At 33.1% G+C, this 20775-nt stretch carries 19 protein-coding genes and 1 other RNA gene; 5 read left to right on the top strand and 15 right to left on the bottom strand.

All coding sequences use genetic code 11. From position 1 onward, the window contains the following. Positions 1-6: 6 nt before the first annotated feature. From KJI70_02985 to KJI70_02960, 6 genes are all read right to left on the bottom strand, one after another. A complete protein-coding gene (locus KJI70_02985; GenBank protein ID MCP6718476.1) occupies positions 7-1668 on the bottom strand; it encodes a hypothetical protein in 1662 nt (553 codons plus the stop codon). Then, positions 1665-2390: a DNA repair protein RecO gene (gene recO / locus KJI70_02980; protein MCP6718475.1), complete on the bottom strand. Its 726-nt coding sequence runs from the start codon at positions 2388-2390 to the stop codon at positions 1665-1667. Before recO ends, KJI70_02985 begins: the two co-directional genes overlap by 4 nt. 1 nt (position 2391) lies before the next feature. Further along, complete coding sequence (locus tag KJI70_02975; protein MCP6718474.1) at positions 2392-2844, bottom strand: hypothetical protein; 453 nt, start codon at positions 2842-2844, stop codon at positions 2392-2394. A gap of 7 nt (positions 2845-2851) precedes the next feature. Further along, the gene (locus KJI70_02970) at positions 2852-6298 is read right to left on the bottom strand and encodes a class I tRNA ligase family protein (GenBank protein MCP6718473.1); all 3447 of its coding nucleotides are present in this window, start codon (positions 6296-6298) and stop codon (positions 2852-2854) included. Between the two features lie 87 nt (positions 6299-6385). Next, positions 6386-7972, bottom strand: a complete 1587-nt coding sequence (gene argS / locus KJI70_02965) for an arginine--tRNA ligase (GenBank protein MCP6718472.1) — start codon at positions 7970-7972, stop codon at positions 6386-6388. Next, complete coding sequence (locus KJI70_02960) at positions 7965-9149, bottom strand: hydroxymethylglutaryl-CoA reductase, degradative (GenBank protein MCP6718471.1); 1185 nt, start codon at positions 9147-9149, stop codon at positions 7965-7967. Before KJI70_02960 ends, argS begins: the two co-directional genes overlap by 8 nt. Positions 9150-9188: 39 nt before the next feature. Between KJI70_02960 and smpB the strand changes: the two genes are divergently transcribed. The 5 genes from smpB (at position 9189) to rplT (ending at position 11113) form a co-directional block, all read left to right on the top strand. Further along, entirely contained in the window at positions 9189-9641 is a 453-nt protein-coding gene (gene smpB / locus KJI70_02955) for an SsrA-binding protein SmpB (GenBank protein MCP6718470.1), read from the top strand. 2 nt (positions 9642-9643) lie between these two features. Beyond that, positions 9644-9981: a transfer-messenger RNA gene (ssrA, locus tag KJI70_02950) on the top strand. A 4-nt stretch (positions 9982-9985) separates the two neighbouring features. Next, positions 9986-10540, top strand: coding sequence for a translation initiation factor IF-3 (gene infC, locus KJI70_02945; GenBank protein ID MCP6718469.1), 555 nt, complete (start codon positions 9986-9988; stop codon positions 10538-10540). Between the two features lies 1 nt (position 10541). After that, positions 10542-10739, top strand: a complete 198-nt coding sequence (rpmI, locus tag KJI70_02940; GenBank protein MCP6718468.1) for a 50S ribosomal protein L35 — start codon at positions 10542-10544, stop codon at positions 10737-10739. 2 nt (positions 10740-10741) lie between these two features. Beyond that, positions 10742-11113: a 50S ribosomal protein L20 gene (rplT, locus tag KJI70_02935; GenBank protein ID MCP6718467.1), complete on the top strand. Its 372-nt coding sequence runs from the start codon at positions 10742-10744 to the stop codon at positions 11111-11113. Between the two features lie 18 nt (positions 11114-11131). Here the strand turns inward: rplT and KJI70_02930 are convergent, their stop codons facing one another. From KJI70_02930 to mvk (KJI70_02890), 9 genes are all read right to left on the bottom strand, one after another. Further along, on the bottom strand, positions 11132-11545 hold the full coding sequence (locus tag KJI70_02930; protein ID MCP6718466.1) for a bis(5'-nucleosyl)-tetraphosphatase: 414 nt from the start codon (positions 11543-11545) through the stop codon (positions 11132-11134). 1 nt (position 11546) lies between these two features. Further along, on the bottom strand, positions 11547-13271 hold the full coding sequence (gene polX / locus KJI70_02925; protein MCP6718465.1) for a DNA polymerase/3'-5' exonuclease PolX: 1725 nt from the start codon (positions 13269-13271) through the stop codon (positions 11547-11549). Positions 13272-13276: 5 nt separating this feature from the next. Further along, positions 13277-13915: an MFS transporter gene (locus KJI70_02920; protein ID MCP6718464.1), complete on the bottom strand. Its 639-nt coding sequence runs from the start codon at positions 13913-13915 to the stop codon at positions 13277-13279. 8 nt (positions 13916-13923) lie between these two features. Further along, positions 13924-14952, bottom strand: coding sequence for a flippase-like domain-containing protein (locus KJI70_02915; GenBank protein MCP6718463.1), 1029 nt, complete (start codon positions 14950-14952; stop codon positions 13924-13926). A gap of 116 nt (positions 14953-15068) precedes the next feature. Then, on the bottom strand, positions 15069-17162 hold the full coding sequence (locus tag KJI70_02910; GenBank protein ID MCP6718462.1) for a S8 family serine peptidase: 2094 nt from the start codon (positions 17160-17162) through the stop codon (positions 15069-15071). A 149-nt stretch (positions 17163-17311) separates the two neighbouring features. Continuing rightward, entirely contained in the window at positions 17312-17557 is a 246-nt protein-coding gene (locus KJI70_02905; GenBank protein MCP6718461.1) for a hypothetical protein, read from the bottom strand. 81 nt (positions 17558-17638) lie between these two features. Beyond that, positions 17639-18595, bottom strand: coding sequence for a mevalonate kinase (gene mvk, locus KJI70_02900; protein ID MCP6718460.1), 957 nt, complete (start codon positions 18593-18595; stop codon positions 17639-17641). After that, on the bottom strand, positions 18596-19585 hold the full coding sequence (gene mvaD / locus KJI70_02895) for a diphosphomevalonate decarboxylase (GenBank protein ID MCP6718459.1): 990 nt from the start codon (positions 19583-19585) through the stop codon (positions 18596-18598). Then, positions 19582-20601 (bottom strand): mevalonate kinase, encoded by a 1020-nt coding sequence (mvk, locus tag KJI70_02890; GenBank protein ID MCP6718458.1) that lies wholly within the window; start codon positions 20599-20601, stop codon positions 19582-19584. Before mvk (KJI70_02890) ends, mvaD begins: the two co-directional genes overlap by 4 nt. Positions 20602-20775: the final 174 nt, after the last annotated feature.

The raw sequence follows: 20775 nt of genomic DNA, 5'->3' as shown, positions 1-20775 counted from the left end.
GGATTTTTATTGCACAACACCATTAACTACTGAAGAATCATCAGGCAAGCTGGTATTTATAGCAGAATCAATTCCTTCTACAACAGTTTCTGTCCAGACATCTTCACCAGTGATGGTTACTTGATTAATTAAATTAGGGATAGTGCTTCTTTGAGTTGAGTCAGGAGTAAATACAACTTTAAAAGCAATTGTTTTTGGCGGTTCTGTCACTCCAACGCCTTTTGTTAGATCACCTGCTAACCAAAGAATTTCCCTTGATTGAGAATCAAAGCTAAATTTTTCAAACTGTTCTTGAGGGAAAACACTACCATTTAACTCCACATTTTCAGGTAAAACAGCTTTAACTTTTACATTTTTAACATCTGAATAGTGATTCCTAATATGCCACGTAATTGTATATGTTGTAGGTATTCCAACCTGGGGAGGAATAGGGCCAGAATTGCCAAAAATATCATCCTGAAAATATGCTTTTTGGTCTACATCTAATTTTGAGCCAATTTTTGTAACAAACTCTTCTTTAACCTGACCAATAAACACTTTGTTTTTTAAAACAGGATTTCTAATAGTTCCTAAATCATCTTTTAATTTTATAAAAAATTCAACCTTTCCTTCCTCCATTGGTATCAAATACTGAAGATCTGGAACGTTTCTCCAGTCAAAAACAATTGAATTGTCTCCTGCTTGAAAATTTCCATAATCTGATTGAATTGTTTGAAAATCAAATGCTTCTCCCTCCAGTTGATTAACCATAAACAAATTACTGATACTGTCTTCTCCGCTGTTTTTAAAATAAACTTCATAATGAAGCCAGTCGCCAGGAACAGCTACATATTGAGGATTTCCATTAATTTCCTGTCTAACATAAAGAGAATGCTTAACCATTTCAACTCCTTTTGAAGCTTCTTTTAAAACAATAAATTCACCATCTTTCCAAACACCAAGCTTGGCTCTAAAAACCTTTGCTTCTCCCAATCTTCCTGAAAGGCTACCAGTTATTTTAATTCTTCCTCCTTCTGATTTGTTTAATAAAGGAATTTCCCATTCAGTTTGCTCCATTGATTTAGGAGTAGAACTAATAAACTCAAAACCAACTGGATATTCAACCTGGGATATTAGATTGGTTAAAATATGGTCAATATTTGAGAAATAATTAATATGAAAAGTAAAATCTTTTTCTGAAGCAACTTTTGAAGGTAAATCAAAATCAAATGTTATTGGAGCTGATTTAATCTGACTTGTGAATTCTGAAGAGGATTCATATCTTGCCCTTAAATCTTTTGGCTGATAACTTAAAGATGCTTTAACAATCTTAATATCTCCTTCTTTTCCAAGCATGCTGATTTTAAATGAAAATGTTTTTTCCTCGCCCGGATAAATTGCTTCACCTAATTCTTCCTGACCCAAAGTCTCTCTTTCAAAAAACTCATTATCTTTTAATGAATACTCCGGAGCTTCAAAAACCAGCTCAGGATTATCTAATCTAAATTCTCCTTTATTTTTATACCTTACAACATACTCAACTTCTTCAGCTAAAGTAATCTCTTTTGGCCCGATAATTTCTAACACCAATAGCTCTTTTGAATAAACATTTTTCTGCCAATTCCAAACAAGGCCAGCTACTGCTGATATTGTAAGTATGATAATTAAATAATTGAAAATCTTTTTCATGCTTGTCCGCTTAAATTTAGCACAAACGAATAATAGTTTTTAGAAATCTCGCTTAAAGACTTAATGTGCTTGTCTTTAGTAATTAACTTAGATATTATTTTTATATCTCTTTTTAAAATAATTCTTAAAATTTTAACTATTTCTGGAACTATTTTTTTAACAGAATCTTTATCAATACAATTCCCGCACATTATACCTGATTTTTTCAAATCAAAATAAAGTTGTTCAGGCTTTAGTTTTTCCTCACAGTTTGAGCAATTATGTACATTTAATTGATAACCCAGTAAAGATAAAAAATTCCAAAAAAAATAATAATAAAGTAAATCTATGTTTTTAAAATTCAAATCATTTAATTTTTCAAAAACCTCTAACAATAAATTCCAGACATTATCATCCTTTTCCTCTCCTTTTATCAGATCATCTAAGGATTGCTCTATTTTATAGGCAACTTCAAGTCTGTCTAAATCTTTTCTAATGTACTCGAAATTATTTATTTTTATTGCATCTGTTAAGGTTTTATGCCCCTTGCCTTGGATAAATTCAATTTCTGATAAATAGAAAATGTCTATACCTGCCCTTAATTTTGAAGTTGTTTTCCTTATTCCTTTTCCTAATACTTTTAATCCTCCAAAATCCTTTGTAAAAATACTAAACAACTGATCAGCTTCACTTCTGTCAACTTTTTTAAAAATAAAACCTTTGGTCCTATAATGAACAAACATCCTATTTTATATCTTTTCCAAATACCTTTTCCAACAAGTTCAAATGTTTTCTTGCCTGTTTCTGCTCCATTTCGGTTTTGCCAGAAGTAGCTTTTCCTCTTAAAATCATTATTTCCTTTTTTAAACTCTCTTTGCTGCCATAACCAGTGCCAAGTTTGAATATTTTATCGGCATATTTAAGCCTCTCGGCTTCTGGAATACCTGTTTGTCCAAAAAGTTTACCTCCTTTGAATTTTTGTAAAATTCCTTCTTTTTTCGCAGAACCAAAACGATTCCAAAATGCTTGTTCAGAGGATTTTCCCGCTTCCTTAGTCCCTGTTTTCTTAATCTTCATTTTTTCGATTTCTGATTTTATTGATTTTGTAGGCACTGAATATTTTCTTTCAAAACTAGATGGCCTTTGCGATCCTTCTCCCCACATTCTTCGTCCAAATTGTTGTCCTTTATTTTCCATATAATAATTATTTTACTTTTTTGATGGATAATTGCAGCTTCTGGCCATTAACATTAATTTGTTTTCCTTTTTTTAATCCTTTAACTAAATCCAAATCTTTAGCTTTTGTTTCTTTTACAATCTCTTTTTCTTTTCTTAGCAATAACTCGCTAATATCATGTTCTCCTTCAAACTGGACTAATATCGCATCCTGAGGAATCAGTTTTTTCTCCTTTCTAATCTCTTGAATCTGCCTTATAACCTCTCTTACTAAACCTTCTTCTTTTAATGCTTTTGTAAGCTCTGTATTAAGCTTAATTTCTTTTCCAAAGCTTATTTCTTTAATATTAACCTCTTGTTTGATTAAATCCAAGAGCTGACTCTCGTTTTTTAATTCTTTATCTTTAATTGTTAACTCTTGCAAAGCTTGTCTTACTTTAATTTTAGCTTTTGCTCTTTCAGCCAAACCTTGAACCACTATTTCTCTAACTTTATCCATTTTTACATTTAATATTTTATCAACCGATTTCTCAACTGATTGAGGCCAATCTTCTAAATGAACAGATAGTTTTGCTTTTAATCCTGATTTTTTAAAATCCTGATAAATATGTTCTGCTAAAAAAGGAATAAAAGGAGAAGATAATTTTAAAATTTGAAAAATCACAAAACTCAAAGTCTGAGATGCCTGCTTCAGCTCTAAATTACTTTCAGGCTGCTGAAATCTTTTACGAGACCTTCTAATATACCAAAGAGACACTTCACTCATTAAAAACTTTTCAATATTTCTGGAGGCACTAGTGATATCATAATTTTCCAAAGATTTTGTGGCATTTAAAATCAATTCATCAAGCTTAGAAATAATCCACTTATCCAATATATTGTTTGAAACTGGTTTTTTAGTTGTAAAAAACTGACTATTGCTATAAGTTTTTAGAAAAACATATGAATTCCACAAAGGAAGTATGAATTTTCTCAAAGACTTTTCAGGATCTTTTTCTGAGAAAAGCTTTGGGTCACCTGGCTGATTAATAGTGTAAAAACTCCACCTAACAGCATCAGCTGAATATTTTTCAAAGATATACCAGGGATCAATAATATTTCCCTTTGACTTGGACATTTTTTCTCCTTTTTCATCTAAAAGATGACCTAAAGAAATAACATTTTTATATGCTGGCCCTTTGCCAAGTAAAGTTGAAATTGCCAGCAAAGTATAAAACCAACCCCTTGTCTGGTCTATTGCCTCGCAAATATAATCAGCTGGAAACTGCTTATTATCATCAATTAAACTCTTATTCTCAAAAGGATAATGATACTGGGCAAAAGGCATTGCTCCTGAGTCAAACCAGCAGTCAATAACCTCAGGCACTCTCTCCATAAGAGTATTACACCCAGAACAATGAAATTTGATTTTATCAATAAATGGACGATGAAGATCAAGCTGCATTTTTTTATTGTAAGGAAGGTCAGCAAACTTAACCTCGCGCCATTGACCAGTTTTAATAAGATCTTTTCTTTTTTTCCACCTCCAATCCACAATCTTTTCCAAAGGCCAACCTTTTAAAGTTTTTTCAAGAACAGTTAAAGGTGATTCATGAGAAATAATTAATATATTTTTATCTTTATACTTGTTATTTATTTCTTTAATGAACTTATAAACTCTTTTTCTAACATCAATATAACTTTCACCGCCTGGAAGTCTCGTTCCTATAAGGTCTCCTTTTTCCTTCCGATATTCCCAGGACAACCTTGCTTCTTTTCCATTAAATGTGCCGACATCAAATTCCCTTATCTTTTTACTGAACTTAACAGGAATTTTCAGCTCCTGCCCTACGATCTCAGCAGTTTGTTTTGTTCGCAGCAAATCAGAAGAAAAGATTAGATCAATACCATCTTTTGCCAACTGCTTGGCTGTTTTTAAAGCCTCTTCTTTCCCTTTATCAGTTAAAGGGCAATGTATTTTTTCAGGCCAGCACATTGACAGGTTTTTTTCTTTGGTCTGTCGTAAAGATTGACCATGGCGAAGAAGAAAATAACGATTAGTGTCAAATTTCTGCTTTACAATATCATTCACGCCTCCAATCATTTCAGTGTGCTTGCAGTTTTTACATTCCCAAACAGGAAGAGGTGTCCCCCAATATCTATCTCTAGCAATAGCCCAGTCTCTTACTTCTTTCAACCAATTCCCAAATCTCCCTTTTTTCAAATACGCAGGATGCCAATTAATCTTTTCATTATTGCTAATTAAATCTTTTTTAACTTTAGTTATTGTTATAAACCAGGTTTTTTTTGCGTAATAAAGAAGCGGGTTTTTACATCTCCAGCAAAATGGATAATCATGCTCATAAACTTCCTGTTTAAACAATAGCCCTCTGCCTTCTAAATCCTTGATAATTAAAGGGTCAGCATCTTTAAAATACATTCTTGCCCATTTTTCAACATTTAATCTGAACTTTCCTTCTTCATCAATGTTTAACAAAACTGGCAGTTTATTTTTCTTAGCAACCTCCATATCATCTACACCATAAGCTGGAGCAATATGAACCAGGCCGGTCCCTTCATCTAAAGTTACAAAATTCCCACCTATTATTTTATAAGCATTTCTTAAAACCTCATCTTCAGCTGGATAAAGAGCTTGATATCTTAAATTCAAAAGCTCTTTTCCTTTAAAATTACCAGTAATTTCACCTTCAATTCCAAGTTTTTTTATTCTTTCTTTGGCTAATATTAAAAATTCATTATTAACTTTAATTTTGGAATAAGTAAATTTAGGATTTAAGGCAACAGCAACATTGCCAGGTAATGTCCATGGGGTTGTTGTCCAGACTAAAAGAGAGGTATTTTTAAAATTAGGGCTAATAATTTTAAATTTAACAAAAACAGATGGTTCTTTTATTTTCTTATAACCATCGGCAACTTCATGGCTAGATAAAGGAGTTCCACATCTAGGACAATAAGGAACAACTTTAAAATCTTGTTTTAAAAGTCCTTTATTCCAGATTTGTTTTAAAATCCACCAAACAGATTCAACATATTCAGGATTATATGTAATGTATGGATTATTAATATCTATCCAATAACCCATTTTCTCTGTTAAATCCACCCAGGCCTTTGTAAAATTCCAAACAGAAGTTTTACATTTTTTATTAAATTTAGAAATTCCATAGTTTTCAATATCCTTTTTTGATTTTAAATCAAGCTTTTTTTCAATCTGAAGTTCAACAGGAAGACCATGTGTATCCCAACCACCTTTTCTTATCACCCTAAAACCCCTCATTGTTTTATACCTACAAACTATATCTTTAAACGCCCTAGCTAAAACATGATGAAGTCCTGGAGGCGCATTAGCAGTAGGAGGGCCTTCATAAAATATAAAATCACGAGCTTTCACTCGTTGTTTTATGCTTTTTTCAAATATATTATTATCTTTCCAAAACTTTAAAACTTTCTTTTCTGTCTTGAGAAAATTCAGCTTCATATTGTTTAAAATATCATTTTAAGCGTAAAAACGCAATCAGCTAAATTGGCTAAAAAGAAATTTGTGCGCCCTGCTGAAGTCTTCTTTTTACATCTTCTCAGGCGCTGAAATCCCCATTAGATCAAATGTATTCTTAAATACGTTTTTTGTAGCTAAAACTAAATTCAACCTTGCTTTTTGTAAAACTTCATCTTCAGTCAAAACTTTACAGTCATGATAAAATCTGTGAAATATTACTGCTAAATCAATTGTATATTGAGGCAACTTCTGAACCTGATAATCTTTACTAATATCTTCAATAATCTCTGGGAATTTGAGAAGTTGTTTTATTAAGGAAATCTCAGAGTCGTGTTTTAGTAAAGAATAATCAAGTTTCACTTCACTTGCTTTTACTTTTTTCAAAATACTGCAAATTCTGGCATAAGCATATTGTACATAATAAACTGGATTTTTTTGTGACTGTTCTTTTGCTAATTCTAAATCAAAATTCAAATGAGTATCTGATGATTTGTTTAAGAAAAAGAATCTTGCCACATCTTTACCAACCTCTTCTAATAATTCATCAACAGTAACATAAGTTCCTTTTCTTTTTGACATTTTCAATTGTTTTCCTTTCTCAAAAAGAGTAACAAATTGAAGAATAATAATATCAAGCTTGCCTTTATGACCAATAGCTTCAACTGCTGCTTGAAGACCAAGAATATCCCCAAAATGATCAGCACCCCAAACATTAATTACTTTATCAAACTTTTTTTTATTAAATTTATATTCATGATAAGCTATGTCTCCAGCTAAATATGTTTTCCACCCATCTTCTTTAACAACAACTCTGTCTCTTTGATCGCCAAACTTTTTAGACTTAAACCATAAAGCGCCTTCTTTTTCATAAATTAATCCTTTTTTCTTTAATCTTTCCAAAACCTTATCAACTGCTTTAGATTTATAAAAGCTTGTTTCTGAAGTCCACTCATCATATTTAATGCCAAAATTGTCAGTAGTCTTCTTGATCATTTCCTTAACAATAATCTTGGCCGCCTTTTCTCCCACTTTATAAGGATCTTTGCTTTTATTTTTTTTATTCAAATAATCAATGTAATCTCCTTTATACTGAGCTTTATCATCTTTTAAAACCGAATGTCCTAAAGTTAAAATCTGCATCCCATAATCATTAATATAATATGCTTTTTCTGTTTTATAGCCTGCTTTTTTCAAAACATTAGCCAAAACATCACCAACTGCTCCGCCTCTAGCATTACCTAAAGTTAAAGGCCCTGTTGGATTGGCAGAAATAAACTCAACCTGAATTTTTTTGTTTTTTCCAATGTTAAGCTGTCCAAACTTTTCTTTTTTCTTTAAAATTTCTTTGATTTGATCTTGTAAATACTTCTCTGAAATAAAAAAATTAATAAAGCCTGGTTTTACTATTTTAATTCTTTCAAACAAATTTGATATTTCAGTCTTAAAATTTTCAGTCAATAATTCTGCTGTTTCTATTGGATTTTTGTTTGTTTTTTTTGCAATTATCATTGCAATATTAGTTGAATAATCACCATGGATTTCTTTTTCAGGAATCTCAACTTTAATTTCCCCAACATCAAAACCGGCGAACTCTTTACTTTTTTGAAGTTTCTTAATCGAATCCTTTATTAAATCCTTAATTTTTTGTTTAATCATCTTTTTCCATTAGTTTAGCATGAAGCCTCATATGACCTTCTTGAATCCCCTCAGAGACTAAAGCTCTTAAAGCTGCCAGATTCTGAGACAGGCCAACAGAAGCTATGACGCAAGCTAATTCTGAAGCTGTTTTAATGTTTAAAATTTTTAAAGACAGCTTGCTTACTGGATGAGATTGGATTACTCCACCCACAACACCTACTGCTATTGGAACTATTATTTCACCAACTAAATCATTATTTTCATCTTTATTCCATTTGACTAAAGGCATATATCTTTCTGAGCTTGCTGCATAACCATGTGCTCCTGCCTCAAGTGCTCTCCAGTCATTTCCAGTAGCCAATGTCACTGCTCCCATTCCGTTTAAAATACCTTTGTTATTTGTTACAGCCCTATAAATATCATTTTCAGCAATAGCTTGAGCTTTGACAATGTTTTCAATCACTTCCTCTCCTTTAAAATCTTTTGTTATTAAAGATTCTTTTTTAACAATCCCTTTGGCTTTGGCAAGTCTTTTGTCAGCCAGATTGGAAACAATTTTTAAAAGCGCTTTTGAATCAGTAATTTTTTCAAGTAAAGGAGCCACAACTTCAACTATTGTATTAATAGTATTTGCTCCCATTGCATCTTTTGTATCTATAAACAAATGAATTCTTAAAAAATCTCCAATATTTGTATTTTTAAAAACTTTTATTTCTAAATCTCTGACACCGCCTCCTAAACTTAATAAATCAGATTTTCTAGAATTACCAAGTTCTATTATTTCTTTTTTATTTTTTAAAATATCTTGACTAGCTTTTTCAATACTGCTTATATCAGTTAAATAAATCTGTCCTATCATTAGATTTTCTAGACTTTCAGCTTTAATCCCTCCATTATCTCTTAAAAGCTTTGCCCCATAGCAAGCTGCGGCAACTACAGAGGGCTCTTCAGTGACCATTGGCACAAGATAATCTCTGTCATTTATTAAAAAATTAACAGCAATTGAATAGGGCAAAGAATAAGTGCCAATAACGTTTTCGGACATCTTGTCTCTTGTGTCTGAATCTAAAAATCCTTTTTTAATGATTTCCAGCTCCTTGTCAGTTAAATCAGTAAATTCTTGAACAATCTTTAATTTTTCATTACTATTTAGTTTGAAAAAACCAGGAATTCTGCTACTTTTCTTGTTATTCATTAATTTAAGGTTATCTGATTTTTCTGTTAAAATCAAAGTATGAAAGTAATTACTGAAAATAAAAAAGCATATTTTAATTATGAAATCCTGGAGAAATTTGAAGCAGGCATTGTTTTGATCGGCCAGGAAGTAAAATCAATAAAATTAGGCAGGATTAACTTAGCTGGAGCTTATGTTATTTTAAGGGAAGAAGAGGTGTTTCTAGTAGGAGCCAATGTTCCTCCTTATCAGCCTAAAAATGCACCAAAAAACTATAATTCAAAGCGAGCTAGAAAGCTTCTTTTAACTAAAAAGGAAATTAAATATTTAATAGGAAAATCAAGGCAAAAAGGTTTGACAATGATACCTTTGATGATTTATACTAGGAAGGGCAAAATAAAGATAGAATTTGGATTAGGAAAAGGAAAAAGAAAGATTGATAAAAGGGAATCAATTAAAAAACGTGAAATTGAAAGAGAAATTAGGAGAAATATAGGAAGAGAATTCCATTAAAAGGGGATGCCAAGATTCGACAGGAATTTGAACAAAATATGCAAGCAGAGCTTAAATCTCTTTAAACTTTAAAACAAAATAAGTGCCAATAATTTATTTGCACCAGCATTAGCTACAGTCTAATGTCGTCTACCTTGCTGATTCTCAATAGGCAAGAATAGGCGCAACTGCATTGAGATAGATAATTTTTTGGGAACTGGAAAAACTATCGAAAATCAACAGAACAACAATAGAGAACTTTTTCCCAATTTAAATTCTCTGTTTAAACTAATTGGGATAAGCTTGTAGAAGTGTTTTATGATAATTCTTGGACAAGGGCTCACCCCCTTCATCTCCACAAAAATTTGAAAAAAAGACCAAGAGTAAATATTCAAATAAGGGCAAGAGAAGTAAGGCTGATTGATGAATCAGGAAAGCAACTAGGAGTTGTTGCTTTTGAAGAAGCGTTCCAAATGGCTAAGGGGCGCGGTTTAGATTTAGTGCAGGTTACTGAAAAAGTTGATCCTCCAGTATGTAAAATTATAGATTATGGAAAATATCTCTACAGACTTCAGAAAAAAGAAAAAGATAAAAAAACCCAAAAAACAAGCGAGATTAAGGGAATAAGGCTAAGGTTTAATATATCTGAACATGATTTAGAAACCAGGGCCAACCAAGCAGAAAAATTTTTAAAAAAAGGGAAAATTGTAAAAATTGAAATGATTTTAAGGGGAAGGGAAAAAGGACTAACTCATTTTGCAAGAGAAAAGATAAGTCATTTCATGGAGGTTTTAAGTTCAAAAATTCCGGTAAGGGTCGAAAGAGACTTAAAAAGAGCACCAAACAAACTTATGATGATTGTTTCAGCTGATCAATCTCAGGAAGCAGAAAACAAGAAAAAAGAACAAGAGAAAAAATAGCATGAAAGCAAAAACAAAAAAAGCAATATTAAAAAGATTTAAAATTACAAAAACAGGAAAGGTCTTAAGAAGAGCTGTCGGGCTTTGTCATTACAGAGCAAAGAAATCAGGGAAGAAAATAAGGCAAAAAAGAAAGCTTGTCCCTTTGGCAGAATGTGAAGCTAAGAAAATTAAAAAACTACTTAAATATTCCAAATAACTATGGTTAGAGTAAAAAGAGGAACAACGGCGCATAAAAGAAGGAAAAGAGTTTTAAAACTTACCAAAGGATATCGCTGGGGGAGAAAATCAAAATATAGATTAGCCAAAGATGCTTTGGTCCATGCATGGACTCATGCTTTTAGAGATAGAAAAAATAAAAAAAGAACTTTTAGAGGTTTATGGCAAATCCAAATTAATGCTGCAGCTCGGGAAAAGGGAATTTCATACAGTAGATTTACCAATCTTTTGAAAAAAAACAAAATTGAACTTAATAGGAAAATATTAGCAGAACTAGGACAAAAACATCCTAAAATATTTGAAAAGATTGTTGAAAAGGTAGTTATTAAAAAACAAACTAAAAAAACCGCCTAAAAGGCGGTTTTAAAGTAGCTACAGTTTAATGAGCTCATTGGCTTTTTTTAGAACATTTTTTGCATTGTCAAAAGTTAGCTTGTTTAAAGCCTGTTCATAATTTAACCACTTGAAATCAATGTGCTCATGAGAAAGTTTTACTTTCCCAATTTTAGTTTCAGCTAAAAAGAATATGACAATTTTAAAAATTGTTTTGTTATTCCGCTTAAAAAAATATTCAATTTTCTCTTCAAACTCATTAATAAATTCAAGATCATTAATGCCTGCCTCTTCTTCTGTTTCCCTAATAATCGTTTGTTTCATTTCTTCGTCATCTTCGATTTTTCCTTTTACAAAATCCCAATGGCCCACCTCATAATGTAAAACAAGGTAATATATACTGCCTTTTTCTTTTCTAAAAATTATTGCGCCGGCTGATCTCTCTGTTGGCATATTATTTGAAATATTCCAGCAATTTATTTAAAGGCCGAGCATTAATAATGTCTTTTTTCTCTGCCCAACCACGACGCGCCTGGGCAACTCCTAATTCCACATATCTCATGTGACTCCTGTGATGAGAATCTGCATTAATAACCATTTTAACCCCAGCTTTTTTGCATCTTCTAATATTTTGACCATTTAAGTCCAGCCTAACAGGATGTGAATTAATTTCTAGAATAACACCATATTCTTTTGCAGTTTTAATAATTTTATCAAAATCAATTTCATATTGCTCTCTTTTTTTAAGAAGCCTGCCTGTAGGATGAGAAATAATATCAATGTGCGGATTTTTCATTGCTTTGATCATTCTATCTGTCATTTCATCTTTTTTCATTTTAAAACTTGAATGAATTCCAGCAATAACATAATCTAATTTTTCTAGTGCTTCATCTTTAATGTCAATTGATCCGTCTTTTAAAATATTTGTTTCAGCACCTTGTAGAATTCTGAATTTTGATTTTTTCCTTTTAAATTTTTCATTTAATCTATCTATTTCTTTTCTTTGTTTTAGTAATTGCTTTTCATTTAAACCATTTTCAATTCTCAAAAATTTAGTGTGGTCTGAAATGCCAATGTATTGATATTCTAAACTAATTGCTTTTTTTGCCATTTCCAGTATTGAATTTTCACCACCATTCCAATCAGAATGGCAATGCAAATCTCCTTTAATATCTTTTAATTCAATAAGTTCTGGAAGTTTATCTTTTAAGGCCAATTCAATTTCGCCTTGATTTTCTCTCATTTCAGGAGGAACCCATGCCATACCCAATAACTCATAAATCTGTTTTTCATCTTTTCCTGCAATTTTCTTTCTTCCTTTAAATAAACCGTATTCATTTAATTTTAATCCTTTTTTTATTGCAATTTTTCTAGTTGCAATATTGTGCTCTTTTGAACCAATAAAATACTGCAGTGCTGAACCATAGCTATCTCTAGGAACTACTCTAATATCAACATCAAAACCCTCCTTCATTCTTATCGAAGCCTTGGTTGTTCCTTTACTCCATACTTTTTCAATCCCGTCCAAAGTTATAAAAAAATCCATTACTTTCTTTGGTCTTTTAGAGGCCACTAAAATATCAACATCTCTTATTGTCTCTCTCATTCTTTTTAAAGAACCGACTATATCAATTTTTTCAACTTCTTTTAATTTTTTTAATTTTTTATAAATATCCTGGGCTGTCGGCAATATTTCTGCTAAAAGAAATCTTCCTTTTTCTTTTTTTAAAAATTCAATGCCTTGCAAGATGTTTTGTTCAGTTTTCTCCCCAAAACCAAAAAGAGGCGCTATTTTATGCGCTTTTGCTGCTTTTTCCAGCTGCTTTACATTTCTAATCCCTAATTTCTGATATAGGGTTTTAATTTTTTTAGGACCCAAGCTCTCAATAGCAGTAAGGCTACTCACATCAATAGGTGATTCCTTTTTTAATTTTTCATAATACTTAATTTTTCCAGTTTTTAAATATTCCTCAATCTTTAAAGCAAGATGTTCTCCTATTCCTGGAATTTCTTTTAAACCTTTGAGTCCTTTTTCTTTATAAATCTCTTCTATGTTCTGATCTAAATTATCTAAAGTCAAGGCTGCTCTATTATAAGCATAAGGCCTAAAAGCAACTTCATCCATTTCTAAATACTCTGAAATTTTATAAAATATTTTAGCAATTTCCTGATTTTTCATGACTCTTAAAATGGTAATCTAGAACGAGGAACTATTGGAAGAACCTTATTATGCGGAGCAACATCACTTTTAATGATTAACAAAAGCAGGGCTGAGATAAAAGTGAATGCGCTCACTAGAATAAAAACGATTTTAAAACCAAACACTGCAACCAAAATTCCACCCGTAGCTCCAGCAATTCCTGAACCAAAGCCTAAGCTTGTACTCCTTAATCCCCATTCATATGCTTCTTCTCCTTTATCAATATGTCTTGTAAACACAGCTGACCAAGAAGGTATTACCATTGCCATTGCAACAGCCTGAACACACTGAGCAATATAAATATGTAAAGGTTCTGAAGAAATCATGAATATGAAAGGGACAAAACCGCTTAAAAATGTTCCAAAAAACATAAACCAGAAATCATCTTGCTCACCATGGTTTTTATCTAAGTACCTCCCAATTGGAATCTGCAGAATTGATTTCAACATCCAATAAGTCAATGACGCAAAGCCAGCGACCTGAGCAGCATGAGCAATACTATCAACTGCAATGTTTTGCATAATAAATATAGCAAAAACAGGTCCAACAAAACCCCAACCAGCAGCCATTACAAGATCACTAACTATTAAAGTCTTGATAATCTTATTTATAGGTGTTGACATATAGTTAATTATACATCATTTTCAGTAATAAACTCCCCTGCTTCTTCAACTTCTTTAAAAAATATATTTTTAAAAAAACCTATTCCAACTCTAAGTACCATCATAATTCCAAGTAAAGCCACCAATAACTCTGCTCCCCTGATTATCATTGTAAAGGCAGTTGCGGACGATAGAGTTAATCCTAAAGATTTAAAAGCAAAAGTTTGGATTGCTTCATGAGAACCTAAGGCTGTAGGAATCGGAATCATTGCTGCAAGATATGTAAAACCTAAAAGAGAAAACGCTGACAGAACTTCAATATTTTTCCCTAAAAAAAGAACTAAAACCCAGGCTCTCAAGCACATTACTCCTGCCCGCAGGAATGACAATAAAAAGCTTTTTTGCATAAATTTATTTTGCCATTTGAAAAAATCAAAAATCTCTTTTTCAGCTTCAAAAAAAAGATTGTTTTTACTATGTTTTTTAAAGCCAGTAATTTTAAAAAGGAACTTAACAATGCTTTCTTTTTTTGAAATCTTGAAATAGAAATATGCAATTGCTGAAAAAAATATTAAAAACACGCCGCCAAAAATCATTAATAGATTTTTTGAAGGCAAACCAATTTTATATAGAAAATAAAAGCTTCCTAAAACAATTACTATTAAATTAATTGTCCACTCCAGCACCCTGTCAATAAACACTGATGCCATTATTTTTGACCAGGAAACCTTATTTTTTCTTCTTATGACATAACCCCTTAAAATCTCTCCAGCCCAAACAAGAACAGGCGCTAAAAACATTACGCTAAAACCTGCTAAAAATGCTTTTAAAAGTTCGAAAAAAGAAATTTTAACATCTTGCGCTCTTAAAATCTCTTGCCACTTTCTATTGCCAATAAGTATTACAATAAACGTTAAAGTAAAAATGATTATGCCGTGAGTACCGGTGAAAAGAAGGAAAGCAGACCCTATTTCGCTCCAGCCAACAATTTTACCAATCCATAAGAAAATACCAATTCCAATAAAAAGAGAAATTAAAAAAAGAAATATTTTTTTCATTATTATAAATTATATCAGCAATAAAAAACAAAACAAAACCCCTCTACTAAGAGGGACTTTGTTCATACAATCAAAGGTATTTGACTCCGCTTCTGTTCAGCTCTGAAATAAAAAGACTATTTACATAATTCATTCCCTGGAGTTATTCCATCCCACGTAAGATCTCCGAAGATTACATCAGTCACAGTTGTCACATAGCATCCCGAAGGAGCGTTTTTCAATGAGAATGTCACTATTCCATCATCACCAGTTGTTCCAGTCTCAGGCCAGGAACTTCCTGTTGTCGTGTTGTCCAAAATAATCGAAACCGACGCGTTGCTTACCAAATTACCGAAATCGTCAACCAGTGCAAGAGTAGTATCCAAGTGCTTGTCGCCATTCCTTCCGCCCTCGGTGATATAAGTAATAGAATCAACGATCACTTCTGTGGATTCGGCTGGTACTGTGGTTACAGTTACAATCGCTGTATCATTTGAAGTAAGCCCGCCATCGTCAGTTACGGTCAAGGTAACAATATATTCCCCTTCAGCAGCATAAATATGCTCTACCGTGATTCCGCTAGCAGTAGCTCCATCGCCAAAGTTCCAATCGTAAGAGACAATTTCCCCGTCATCAGTTGAGCCAGAACCATCAAAGTAAACCGTGTCATCTATGTAAGCTGATTGATCAGGCCCTGCATTAGCTATTGGTGAATCGTTAACATTGTCAACCAAGACACTAATTGAATCACTGGCTGTCTGAGAAGCAGTATCAATGGCTGTGGCAGAAACGGTATGACTGCCGTCAGAAACAGTAGTAGAATCCCAGGAAATCTCATAAGGACTTTCAATATCAGAACCAATCAAGCCACCGTCAACATAAAAGTCAACTTGGGTAACACCTACATCATCTGTAGCATCGGCCGAAATCGTTATTACTCTTACAACTGTTGAGCCATCCAAAGGATTGGTAATTGAAACTGTGGGAAGATTATCAACTGGACCAGCTGTCCAAGCAAGAGCAGCTGCAGCATCAACTAATCCCCAACCAAAAATCTCATCCCAACCAGTAGTTCCTAAATCCTCAGCCGTAGCTTCAATAGCAGCTCTAACATTATCTGGACCAGTAACTCCATTGGCAATGACTAAAGCGGCTACCCCAGCTATATGAGGAGAAGCCATTGAAGTTCCTTGGTAGAAATAATAACCAAAGTCATCAACTTTTCTGCCAAAAGTCTGTTGTAAAATTCCATCGCCATAGCCATCATTGTTTTGATCAACATTTACATCTCCACCCGGAGCAACAATATCTAAGCTCAAGCCATAGTTAGAATAATACGCCCTTGTTTCATCATAGCGAGTTGCTCCTACAGCAATAACATAGTCATCGTAGGCGGCTGGATAACTAATAGTGCTAGAATTATCATTACCAGCTGCTGCTACTACTGTTACCCCATGATTGTAAGCATAAGCAACAGCATCTTTTAAGGTAGTTGAGTCAGCGCTACCACCCAAACTAAGGTTAATTACCTGAGCTCCATTATCAGTAGCATAATAAATGCCAGCAGCAACATCAGCATAAGTCCCAGAACCATTTCGATCAAGGACTTTAACAGGCATCAAGCAAGTACTAAAAGCTACTCCGGCTACTCCCAAGTCATTGTTGGTGCTTTGAGCAACTGTTCCTGCCACATGAGTTCCGTGCCCTTCATCATCGTTAGGATGAGTATCATCATTGACAAAATCATAACCAGTAACAAAACAAGTTTGGGCTAAATCCGGGGCTTGCTTGTATCTGTTATAATCCTCATAAGCTATTCCAGTATCAATAACAGCCACGGTCACTCCTAAACCACTAGAAATATCCCAAGCCGCTTCCATGTTAATCCCACCATATTCAGAATTATCCATATGCCACTGATAGCCATAATAAGAATCATTAGGGGTCATCTGGGTATGGGCAATAAAGTTTGGCTCAGCATACTCAACATCTTCTCTCTCTAGATATCCTCTTACTTCCTCTCCAACCATGCCTTTGGAAACCTTAATTACTCTAAAGGATTCCGTATCTCCCTTGAATCTAACAATAATCTCATCTGGAACATATTCAGCTTTACTATTGTTAGAATCTATTTCGTTAAGAAGAGGCTTAGCAGAAACAAATCCTCCAAAAATCAAACTAAATAGTGTTATTGAACTTAATATCGCAATTCCTATTTTTGTTCTTTTCATATTTTTACATTTAATTAACTTTTAAATTCTTCGACCTTTGAAATTAGTTTATTTTATAATTCTATTTTATTTCATTGAACAGTTTTGTCAAACTTTCAAACTAAAAGCCGTCTTTAGGACGGCTTTTAGAAAACGTACAATTCAGAAGTTTAGTTTACCTTAACGCTATTCACACTGCCTGCTGGCCAAACACATACCTTATCTGTAGAGCCATTGATAACTTCTTCACCATTAACAAAGAGACCGCTTGTTAAAGCATATTTGCCCTCCTCAGCGTGCTCTAGCGGCGCATAGGTCTGATCTGGCTCTTCGCAAAGAACATCAGCACCTACAAATACCGGTATTGCCAATACTAACATCATTGAAATTAATAATAAAAAAGATAATTTTTTCATATTTCTTATCTAATTGTTTATTATTCGGTCATTCTTGACCTTTAGATAGTTTATTCATTTTATTTCTACTAAATCAACCCGTCAAGATAGCGTCCTAACCCCCTCAGCTGGAATCTTTGTCTCAATAATAACTCCTCCAGCTTTTTCTATCGCTTTTTTTATACTATTCAAATTCTCTCTATCAGATAGGACAATCATGCAATCTCCTCCACCAGCTCCTGACAATTTAGCGCCATAAGCTCCAGAATCAAGCGCTACTTTTATTAAACTTTCAAGTTTTTTAGAACTTACCCCAAGCTTTCTTAATAAATCCTGATTTAAATTCATAAGATGTCCTACTTTCTTCCAATCTTTATTTTCTATTTCAACCTTTGCCAAATTAACTATATTTTCAATCTCATTAAAAATCCCATTGATCCTTTCAGGTTCTTTTAATAATTTTTCACCTACCATTTTAACCAAGGTAGGCGTATCTGCCTTAACGCCAGTATAACCAACAACCAATGGCATGTCTGTAATTTCGATTGGTTTTATAATCTTTCCACCTGTAACAAAGAATAATATCCCTCCATAAACTGCAGCTGCCACGTCAAAACCAGAACCCAAACCCTGAACATCTAAAACTGTTTGATAGGAAAGATCAAAAATATCTTTTTCATTCATCTTTATCTTAAATAACTCTGACAAACCCTTAATAGCTGAAACAACAACAGCAGAAGAACTTCCTAAGCCGATCTTATCTGAAAATTCGCTTTGAGTTTTAATATCTAAACCAAATTTTACATCATATTTTTTAAAAAAGTTCCTTATAGCAGCTAGAATAAAACTCGATTTTTTAAAGTGAGATTTTTCCAAAGAGGAAATGTCCTGATTTTTAAAATTTAAATCAGGCGCAGTTAAGAAAATGTTATTGTCATTTCTTTTTTTCAAAGAAACACTAATTCTATGCTCAACAGAAGCCACAATACATGGCCTATCATAAACAACAGCGTGTTCACCAAATAATATTAATTTTCCAGGAGCAGAAGCTTTAATCATTTAAAATAAATGGTTTTCAATTAATTCTGAGCCCTGACCAGGCTTGCAGACAATAACGTCCTTTACGCCACTAAGGTCCTGTAGTTTCTTTTTAATCTCTGAAACCTGATTTTCCAAAGCAATAATTTTAACCTGCGGCCCTGCGTCAATTGTAAAATAGGTTTCAAACCCATTTTCTCTCCAAGACTTAACTGCATGAATTATCTCTAAGGTTGCTGGCATCCAGTAAATTATTGAAGGTTGAGTTGTAGTCATTGTTGCATGCATTTTTAAACAACTAGATTCAGCAGTAGTTCCAACAAGCGTAAAATCTTTATTCAGAATCCCTTTTCTCATACTTTCTAAATCCTTTTCAACCGTATCAAGCCAAACAGGATACATTAGTGAAGTTTCAACTGTTTGAGCCATGCCTGCACGACTGGATACTTTTTTAACTTCTGTTGAAACAATTGTTATAATCATCCGGAACTCTGACCAATACTCCGGTGAAGCAACCTGTTTTGCATAACTATCAGTTCCATCATCTTTATTCCCTTTTAACCACTCAACAAATCCACCCACACAACTTCTTGTTGACGAACCACTACCCTGACGGGAAATGATTGATAATTCTTTTGGATTCAAATCCAATCCAGCTGCTTTTGTTGCAGCCAAAGTCAGTGCAGCAAAGCCTGACGCTGAGCTAGCCAGTCCTGCTGCCGTAGGAAAGTTATTTTTGCTGACAATCTTTGCTTTTTTTTGAATTCCAGACACTTTTCTAATTAATTCCACATGTCTTGTCACTTTTTCCAGTTCTTTTCCCTGAATTTCTTTTCCGTCTAAAATGAAAGTGTCATTTTCATAGTTGCCGAATTCAACTGTAGTAGTTGTGTTAAGACTGTCTAAAGTTAAAGACATAGAACTGTTGTTTGGCAAAAACAGTTTTTTGTCTCGTTTTCCCCAATATTTAACTAGAGCAATGTTGACATTAGCAATTGCAGTTGCTTTCATATAGTTTTAACTCCTTTTACTCCAATTTTTGCCTGAAAAGACTTGAAGCCATTTTGTGCAAAAATCTCTTTTAACTTAAATATGTCTTCTTGGTTTCTCATTAAGGCTAAACAGCAACCTCCGCCCCAGGCTCCGGTTGGCTTAACTCCCAAAGCATTGTGCTTTAAGGCAATCTCAACTATTTTATCCAGCTTTGGAGTTGAAATGTTTAGTTTCTTTAATTCTTCATAATATTCTGTCATTAACCCACCGAAAGCATTTAAATCCTGCAAGTCCAGAACCTTTAAAGCTTTTTTAGAAATGTTGTCCAGAGAATCTAAAACAGAACCAACAAATTCAGGATTTTCCTCTGCTTGTTCTCTTACATAAGAAACCGTTCTTGATGTTTTTGATTTTTCGCCACTGTCTACAATCAATAAAGGAATCTTAAAATCAATTGCCAAAGGATTGATGCCTTCTGATTTTCTATATTTTACGTAACCACCAAAAGCAACAGCATTGTTGTCAATGCCAGAAGGAGTGCCGCCATGGGCTATAACGTCGCCACAATAAGCAAAATCAGAAACATCTTTTTTAGAGAAATTCTCTGTTAAGCACTTTAACGCTCCCAAGCTAATGGCTGAAAAAACAGCTGAGCTTGAACCCAAGTTTTTAGGCACTTCAGAATCAATTTCAATATCTAGTGGTTTAAAACCGTGTTTTTTAAAAATGTTGGCAAGAACAAAAAAGCTTGGAATAAGCTCATTGTTTTTATAGATTTCCTTTATTTTATCAAAGCTTTTTTCTTTTATGAGGCTGTTGATATTTTCATATAAAGCAAGCAGCTCTTTTTCCTCCAAGGATTTAGTTAAATTTAAATTTCTTGACTTAATAAAAACAGCTTTTCCCGGACAAGGAAAAGCTTTTATCTTACATCTTTTGTCAATACTGCAAGCAATGCCAAGTTTATCATATACAACAGCGTGCTCCCCAAACAAAATAATTTTACCTGGACTAGATACAGTTATCATATTCATATATTAGAACAGCACCAGATTGTTTTCCAAAAACAATATTATTTCTGGAGCAATTTCTTCCCAGTTATAGTAATGACCTGGCAGCTTTAGAGCATGACCAAGAGAAAGTTGTTGGCCAGAAACTTTTGCTAAACTCCATTTTATTGGCGCCTTAAAAAAGGCTGGAAGCAATAT

The sequence above is a fragment of the Patescibacteria group bacterium genome (assembly GCA_024238995.1).
Classification (GTDB): domain Bacteria; phylum Patescibacteriota; class Minisyncoccia; order Minisyncoccales; family JANBVM01; genus JANBVL01.
Note: the sequence above shows the minus strand (reverse complement) of the source record. Positions and strands in the feature narration are given on the sequence as shown.

Bases quoted from the DNA above. Each gene is read 5' to 3' on its own strand.
- KJI70_02985 (MCP6718476.1), bottom strand. From the start codon at position 1,668: ATGAAAAAGATTTTCAATTATTTAATTATCATACTTACAATATCAGCA.
- recO (MCP6718475.1), bottom strand. From the start codon at position 2,390: ATGTTTGTTCATTATAGGACCAAAGGTTTTATTTTTAAAAAAGTTGAC.
- KJI70_02975 (MCP6718474.1), bottom strand. From the start codon at position 2,844: ATGGAAAATAAAGGACAACAATTTGGACGAAGAATGTGGGGAGAAGGA.
- KJI70_02970 (MCP6718473.1), bottom strand. From the start codon at position 6,298: ATGAAGCTGAATTTTCTCAAGACAGAAAAGAAAGTTTTAAAGTTTTGG.
- argS (MCP6718472.1), bottom strand. From the start codon at position 7,972: ATGATTAAACAAAAAATTAAGGATTTAATAAAGGATTCGATTAAGAAA.
- KJI70_02960 (MCP6718471.1), bottom strand. From the start codon at position 9,149: ATGAATAACAAGAAAAGTAGCAGAATTCCTGGTTTTTTCAAACTAAAT.
- smpB (MCP6718470.1), top strand. From the start codon at position 9,189: ATGAAAGTAATTACTGAAAATAAAAAAGCATATTTTAATTATGAAATC.
- rpmI (MCP6718468.1), top strand. From the start codon at position 10,542: ATGAAAGCAAAAACAAAAAAAGCAATATTAAAAAGATTTAAAATTACA.
- rplT (MCP6718467.1), top strand. From the start codon at position 10,742: ATGGTTAGAGTAAAAAGAGGAACAACGGCGCATAAAAGAAGGAAAAGA.
- KJI70_02930 (MCP6718466.1), bottom strand. From the start codon at position 11,545: ATGCCAACAGAGAGATCAGCCGGCGCAATAATTTTTAGAAAAGAAAAA.
- polX (MCP6718465.1), bottom strand. From the start codon at position 13,271: ATGAAAAATCAGGAAATTGCTAAAATATTTTATAAAATTTCAGAGTAT.
- KJI70_02920 (MCP6718464.1), bottom strand. From the start codon at position 13,915: ATGTCAACACCTATAAATAAGATTATCAAGACTTTAATAGTTAGTGAT.
- KJI70_02915 (MCP6718463.1), bottom strand. From the start codon at position 14,952: ATGAAAAAAATATTTCTTTTTTTAATTTCTCTTTTTATTGGAATTGGT.
- KJI70_02910 (MCP6718462.1), bottom strand. From the start codon at position 17,162: ATGAAAAGAACAAAAATAGGAATTGCGATATTAAGTTCAATAACACTA.
- KJI70_02905 (MCP6718461.1), bottom strand. From the start codon at position 17,557: ATGAAAAAATTATCTTTTTTATTATTAATTTCAATGATGTTAGTATTG.
- mvk (MCP6718460.1), bottom strand. From the start codon at position 18,595: ATGATTAAAGCTTCTGCTCCTGGAAAATTAATATTATTTGGTGAACAC.
- mvaD (MCP6718459.1), bottom strand. From the start codon at position 19,585: ATGAAAGCAACTGCAATTGCTAATGTCAACATTGCTCTAGTTAAATAT.
- mvk (MCP6718458.1), bottom strand. From the start codon at position 20,601: ATGAATATGATAACTGTATCTAGTCCAGGTAAAATTATTTTGTTTGGG.